The organism is Marinobacter lacisalsi (assembly GCF_042651045.1).
In the GTDB taxonomy this organism is placed as follows: domain Bacteria; phylum Pseudomonadota; class Gammaproteobacteria; order Pseudomonadales; family Oleiphilaceae; genus Marinobacter; species Marinobacter lacisalsi.
Map to the genome: position 1 here is coordinate 119,590 of NZ_JBHSDI010000061.1, position 6,528 is coordinate 126,117.

General features: G+C 62.0%; 6 protein-coding genes. 4 read left to right on the forward strand and 2 right to left on the reverse strand.

What is annotated here, in order from left to right:
- Positions 1–2: 2 nt before the first annotated feature.
- Together modB and modC are read left to right on the forward strand one after the other, a co-directional pair.
- Entirely contained in the window at positions 3–689 is a 687-nt protein-coding gene (gene modB, locus ACFOZ5_RS17835) for a molybdate ABC transporter permease subunit (RefSeq protein ID WP_379889851.1), read from the forward strand.
- Positions 686–1,768: a molybdenum ABC transporter ATP-binding protein gene (gene modC / locus ACFOZ5_RS17840; RefSeq protein ID WP_379889853.1), complete on the forward strand. Its 1,083-nt coding sequence runs from the start codon at positions 686–688 to the stop codon at positions 1,766–1,768. Before modB ends, modC begins: the two co-directional genes overlap by 4 nt.
- 45 nt (positions 1,769–1,813) lie before the next feature.
- Here the strand turns inward: modC and ACFOZ5_RS17845 are convergent, their stop codons facing one another.
- Entirely contained in the window at positions 1,814–3,223 is a 1,410-nt protein-coding gene (locus ACFOZ5_RS17845) for a DUF4397 domain-containing protein (protein WP_379889855.1), read from the reverse strand.
- A 323-nt stretch (positions 3,224–3,546) separates the two neighbouring features.
- Positions 3,547–3,810: a DUF2798 domain-containing protein gene (locus tag ACFOZ5_RS17850; protein ID WP_379889858.1), complete on the reverse strand. Its 264-nt coding sequence runs from the start codon at positions 3,808–3,810 to the stop codon at positions 3,547–3,549.
- 209 nt (positions 3,811–4,019) lie between these two features.
- On the opposite strand from ACFOZ5_RS17850, the gene ACFOZ5_RS17855 reads away from it, so the two are divergent.
- Both ACFOZ5_RS17855 and ACFOZ5_RS17860 read left to right on the forward strand, forming a co-directional pair.
- A complete protein-coding gene (locus tag ACFOZ5_RS17855; RefSeq protein ID WP_379889859.1) occupies positions 4,020–4,877 on the forward strand; it encodes a DUF6279 family lipoprotein in 858 nt (285 codons plus the stop codon).
- Positions 4,878–4,997: 120 nt separating this feature from the next.
- Positions 4,998–6,389: an MATE family efflux transporter gene (locus ACFOZ5_RS17860; RefSeq protein WP_379889871.1), complete on the forward strand. Its 1,392-nt coding sequence runs from the start codon at positions 4,998–5,000 to the stop codon at positions 6,387–6,389.
- Positions 6,390–6,528 lie beyond the last annotated feature (139 nt).

Below are 6,528 nucleotides of genomic sequence, written 5' to 3' on the forward strand. Positions count from 1 at the left end.
CCATGCCTGAGCTTTCCCCCCAGGACTGGCAGGCGATTGCCGTAACCCTCAAGCTCTGCTCACTGACAACCATCATTCTGCTGATACTGGCCACGCCCCTGGCCTGGTGGCTGGCACACCGGCAATCGCCGTCGCGCACGGTGGTACAGGCGCTGGTGGCGCTGCCGCTGGTTCTGCCGCCGACGGTGCTGGGCTTTTATCTGCTGATGGCGCTCGGCCCCCGGGGGCCGGTGGGCCAGACCCTGGAGGCCATGGGACTGACGCACCTGGCGTTCAGCTTCGAGGGCATTCTGGTGGCATCGGTTATCTATTCCCTGCCCTTTGCGGTGCAACCGCTGATGGAAGCCTTCCGTCACCTGGGGACGCGGCCGGTGGAAGTGGCGGCCTCCCTGGGCGCTGGCCCTCTGGACCGGCTGTTCTCCGTGATCCTGCCCCTGTGCCGGGGTGGTTTTATCGTGGCGGCAACCCTGACCTTCGCCCATACCCTGGGGGAGTTCGGTGTCATCCTGATGCTTGGCGGCAGTATCCCCGGGGAAACCCAGGTGCTGTCAGTGCTGATCTATGACTACGCCGAAGCCATGGACTACGACGCCGCTCACCGCCTCTCGCTGGGGCTGCTGGTGTTTGCCTTTGTGGTGCTGGTGGCGGTGTACAGCTTTAACCGGCGGGTCGATGGAGTAAGGGCATGACACTGCAAATACGTGCCCGGGCCCAGCGGGGCGATTTTACCCTTGCGATCAATGACTCGCTGCCCACCGAGGGCATCACCGCCCTGTACGGTCGATCCGGTTGCGGCAAGACCACACTGCTGCGGCTGATTGCCGGGCTGGAACGAACCCGGGACGCAGAAGTGCGGTTCCGGGACCAGCTCTGGCAGTCGGGGCGCAAGCGATTGCCTCTGAGCCGTCGGCGGCTGGGGCTGGTGTTCCAGGAATCCAGCCTGCTGCCCCACCTGTCGGTGGAGGCCAACCTGCGCTACGGCTACCAGCGCACGCCGCCGGATCAGCGCCGACTGCACCCGGAGAGGGTCTACCGGTTGCTGGACCTGGACAGCCTGACCCGGCAGCCGGTAAACACCCTGTCAGGCGGCCAGCGCCAGCGGGTAGCCCTGGGGCGCGCGCTGCTGGCCAGCCCCCAGCTGATGCTGCTGGATGAACCCCTGTCGGCCCTGGACACCACCGCCAAACGGGAGATCCTGCCGTTCCTGGCCGACCTTCCCGAAAGCACCGGTGTTCCCATCCTGCTGGTCACCCACTCTGCCCGGGAGGTTGAGCAGCTCGCCGACCATGTCGCCTTCATGGATCAGGGTCGCCTGGAGCGCACCGAGACCCTGCGAGAAGCGCTGATCCGCCCGGACTCCCCCCTGTTCAGCGATGAAGGCCCGGCCGCCGTGCTACAGGGACAGCTGACCAGCACCGGGAATGGCGAGTGGCAGTTCATCACCCGCGGCGGCGAAGGCCGGCCCCCGGTCCCCTTCCAGGTCAGCGGCCATTCAAGCCACCAGACCAGCCTGCACCGGCTACGGATACTGGCCAGCGACGTCAGCCTTGCCACCCGGGAACCCGTAGGCATCAGCATCCGCAACCGGATGCCGGTACGAATTGAACGGATAGAAGAGGCGGATGAACACCGCTGCACCATCACCTGCCGTCTGGACGACGGCCAGATACTGCTGTCACGGATTACCCGCGCGTCGGTCAGGGAGCTAGAGCTTGAGACCGGGCAGACGGTGGTCGCCCTGGTGAAATCCGCAGTGCTGATGGAATGAAAAGGGTGCCCGCAAGGCGGGCACCCGGTTGGCAGCCAGAATCAATCAGTTGAAATCGTCCAGCAGGATCAGCCCGAAGCTGTCCAGAGGCGCCATGGCGCCGGCTTTGGCATCGCGGGCAATGGCAGTGTATACGCCACCGCTGTTCAGGGTTATGCCTTCGGCGCGGATGGCAACGGTGCCAGTACCGGTGGGGGTGATGAGCACGTTGTAGGTGCCGTCCGGCACCGGCAGGTAATCGGTTACCGCCTTGAACGGCACGTCCGCCAGGGTCGGTTCCGAGTTGCCTATCTCGGTCTGGCTGCCCGGCAGCAGATAGATATCCACGTTACCGGCTGCCGTGGAACCATGCACGAGCCGCAGCGAGGCCTGGGTGGCGATACTGCGCACACTGTCCTCAAGCACCAGCGCTTCGATGGGGAAGTTGGAATCGCTCAGCAGGCCCACGGCCAGCACTGAGTAACCCTGGCCATTGGCCAGATCCACGTCCGCGTCGATGGGCACCACGCTGTTGTCGGCGGAAGCGGCCACTTTGAGATTGGTAACTCCCGCCGGCAGCACGGCATAGTCATCCAGCGTGTCGAAGGGCGCCACGTCACCATAGGTCAGGTTGGTCAGCGGGGTCGCCATATCATCCACCAGAATGTCCACGGCCGGTGCGTCTGCAGAGTTGTGTACTACCCGCACGCCCGCGCCCTGATCCGCATCGTAGAGTTCTGAGACCTCACCGCCATTGACGACGATCAGGCTCACCGGACTCGCGCCAGTAGCGGAGGCGTTGGCACCGGTATTGGTGACCGCCCCGACAAACAGGTCGGCACCGGCGGGCAGGGGCACATCACCACTGTCAAAGACGGCGGTATCGGCACCGGCAGCGGTAATCTGGATCCGATAGTCTCCAGCCGGCACTTCAACCGCGTCAGCTACGTCTTTGAAGGCCACGGCGGGCAGCAGCGGGTCGATGGTGGAGAGGTCGTCCCCTTCACCGGCGGCGGTCACGTAGACATCCACATCCGGTGCGTTTGGCGCCAGGTGCCCGATACGTACCCGGACCTGATCAGTTGAGGAAAAGTCAGGGTTGTCATCGGTAAACACCAGCGGCTCAATGGAAGCCACATTGTTGACCGCGACCACGTTGTAACGGACATTCTCCTCGAAGGTGAATGCCGCCGGCCCGATCACAGTCGCATTGCCACCGGGCAGAATACCTTCCACGGTAATGTCATAGTCCCCGGGGGCGGGCGTCAGCAAGGCAACATCTTTATAATCAGCACCTTCCACCGCCGCACTGCCATCCACCAGAATGTTTACCGGCGGTGCATCCGGCGAGGCGTGGATAATCCGGACCTGCGATTGCGGGCCACGGTCGTCATCACTGGAACTGCTACTGTCATTACAGCCGGCAAGCGTAAGGGCGCCTGCCAGCACCACTGGTACAGCCAATAATCGATTCATGATATCTGCTCCCTGTTTGGAGAAATCATTTTGTTATCGGATGACAGTGGTTCGAACCTGCACAGATTCATTCCATGACCTGTGTGTCAGATCGATTTACGGACGGGTTGGAAAAACGGATGGAAAAGGATTTGACATTTTTTGACACGAAGGTGATTACCGTGACCCCGGTAACCTCCCTCGACAAAATCTGGCGTTCCGGGTGGCTCCAACGCACGCTATAGCAGGGCTGCCATCAGCAGGATCAGAATCGTCAGGACCAGCACATCACAAGCCGCTTCAGGTGATTGCCATTGAGATAGCCAATGCCAGCACGAGCAGCCTCACTCCTTGCCCTCGGGGCTGGAGCGGTCAAGCCGGCGGACGGTGGCGTCCGTCATGCGCCTGGCCAGAGGGGCCACCAACACCACCAGCGGAAAGGCAACTGCCCAGGCCACCAGCCAGGCGGCCAGCCAGCGGTGTAAAAAAGAGCCTGCCAGACCGGTATTGATCACCGTGATCACACCGGACATGAGCAGCGACATGATTCCTGACATGTAGAACGCAAACACCAGTTGCGAAACGCGCAACGAAGAGATCTGACCCAAGAAACGCCTCCCGAATTCGCTTGCAGGCATCCGACTGCCCGACATCACCGTAACAACTCTTGACGTACTACTGTATTACCATAGTCCGGTCGGTGTCCCGTTTGGTTAATTCTCAGTAGGTCAACGAGTTAACCAAACGGACCATCCAGCGTCTGCAACGGCAGACAGGGACGCCACAGGGTAACGAAACTTCAAAAGGACTTCTGCCAGTGCGATCTGTCAGACCCATCGGGTTTCTCCGCGTGATCAGCCTGTTAACACTGCTGACTCTGCTGGGCGCCTGTAGCTCAACGCGCCTTTCCTACCAGTTTGCGGATCGGGGCGCCGTCTGGTGGGTGGAAGACTACGTCGACCTGACGGGTGAGCAGGCCGATACCTTGCGCAGCGACCTTCGTGAGCTGAGGGACTGGCACTGCCAAACCCAGCTGCCCCGCTACTCCGACTGGCTGGAGGAACTGCGCCGGGAAACCACCAGCGGAGAGCTGCCCCCGACACGTATCACCCATCACCGTGAACAGGTGGCAATCTTTCTGGAGCCCCTGGCCGAAAGGATCATTCCGGTCGCCAGCCGCCTGCTGCAAGACCTCAGCGACGACCAGGTGAATGAACTGGTGGCCAGTATGAAAGAGGAGCAGACCGAGTATCGACAGGAATATCTTCAGGATGACACCCCGGAAGACGCTGTGGACAGGGTCCGCGAGCGGGCGGGCCGATGGCTTGGCGACCTTAACGACCGCCAGCTGGCCATCATCCGGCAGTGGGTGGCAGGCCGGGCAGGCGCCACCGAAGCCTGGCTGGAAGGCCGGGAACACTGGCAGGCCACTTTTTTCCAGGTGCTGGCAGAACGTGAGCAACCGGATTTCGACAGCCGCCTGAAAGAGATCATCCTCAACTATCAACACTATCAGGGCGATGGCCAGCGGGCCCGGGCCGAGCAGAACACAGAGGACATGGTACAACTGACTCACCAACTGCTGGTGGCCGCCGACGACCGCCATTGGCGACACCTGCAGGACACCACGAAAGATCTTCGTCAGGACGTTCTGGCCCTGGCCTGCGCTACCTGACCGCCACCACCGGCCGTCAGGTCTGATCCTCCCCGGGGCTGCCCTCCACTTTCCAGAAACCCGGTCCTGGCGTGTATAGTAGGCCGCCTTCAGGCGACTTCAGGTAGCAACCAAGCCATGCTGGACGAAGAACATCAACCGGTGCCGGACACCCGGGCGCCACTGGTACCGCGGATACTGACGGAATGGCGCACCCTGGCCCTGCTGGGTGGCCCCATCCTGATTGCCCAGCTGGCCCAGATGGCCAACGGCGTGATCGACACGGTGATGGCTGGCCATGCCAGCGCGGAAGATCTGGCGGCCGTGGGCATTGGCAGTGCCATCTGGATGCCGGTGTTTCTGTTCTTCATGGGGGTGCTGGGGGCGCTGCAGCCCATTATTTCCGGCTATAACGGCTCGCGAGAGACCGGGCGCATCATGCCCGCCACCTGGCAGGGCCTTTACATCGGCGCCGCCAGCGCCGTGCTGATGATCCTGCTGCTGGTCAACATGCAGCCGCTATTCAGCCTGATGAATCTGGATACCCACACCGCCACCATTGCCGTTGGCTACCTGAATGCCTTTGCCTGGGGTGTGCCCTTCATGCTGCTGATGGTTGCCCTGCGGGGCCTGACCGACGGCCTGGGCCATACCCGGGTGATCATGGCCTTCTCGGTATTGGGTACGCTGATTAACCTGCCGCTGAACTGGGCACTGATCTATGGCAAGTTCGGTCTTCCGGAACTGGGTGGCGTAGGCTGTGGTTGGGCGACGTCCATTTCCAACGTCGTGGCCGCCATCGCCATGGTGGCCTACCTGAACCGCAGCCCCGTCTACCGGCAGTTCCACCTGATTGCCGACTGGGCGAGGCCGGACCCCGAAAATCTGCGCTACATCCTGCGTATCGGCCTGCCCATCGGCTTCACCATCTTTGTGGAAGCCAGCATGTTCGCGGTCATCGCCCTGTTCCTGGCCCCACTGGGACCGGTAGTCGTCGCGGGGCACCAGATTGCCCTGAACGTGACCTCGCTGACCTTTATGGTGCCCCTGAGCATCGGCATGGCCCTTACCCTCAGGATAGCCTTTCTGATGGGCTCCGGAACCCCCGGCACCGCCCACCTGCTGTCCCGCAGTTCGCTGATTCTGGCGGGGCTGACCGCGCTGCTCTTCGCCAGCTCACTGTTCGTGTTTGCCGGTGCCATTGCACGGCTATACACCAGCGACCCGGAAGTGCAAAGGGTAACCACCCTGCTGCTGAAATTCGCCGCCGCCTTCCAGATTGCCGATGTTATCCAGGTCACCTGCATCAGCGCCCTCCGCGGTTACAAAGACACCCGCATTCCCATGTTCATCATGCTGTTCTCTTTCTGGGGCGTAGGCATGCCACTGGGATACGTGCTCACCTTCACCGACCTGATCACCAACGCCATGGGCGCCCCGGGCTTCTGGGTGGGCCTCACCGCCGGCCTGGCCTCGGCTGCGTTGCTGCTGGGGTGGCGGTTGTTTCTTTATACCCGTTCGGTCGACCAATGAGAAATAGGCGCTTTGTGAGACTGAATACAGGGATCCCTATGTGTCAGCGTAGTTGTCGCCTGATGATTTCAGAGGACAACCATGCCCTATTACTCGCCGGAACGTAAGGAAGCCATTCTCCAGAAGATGGCGCCACCTC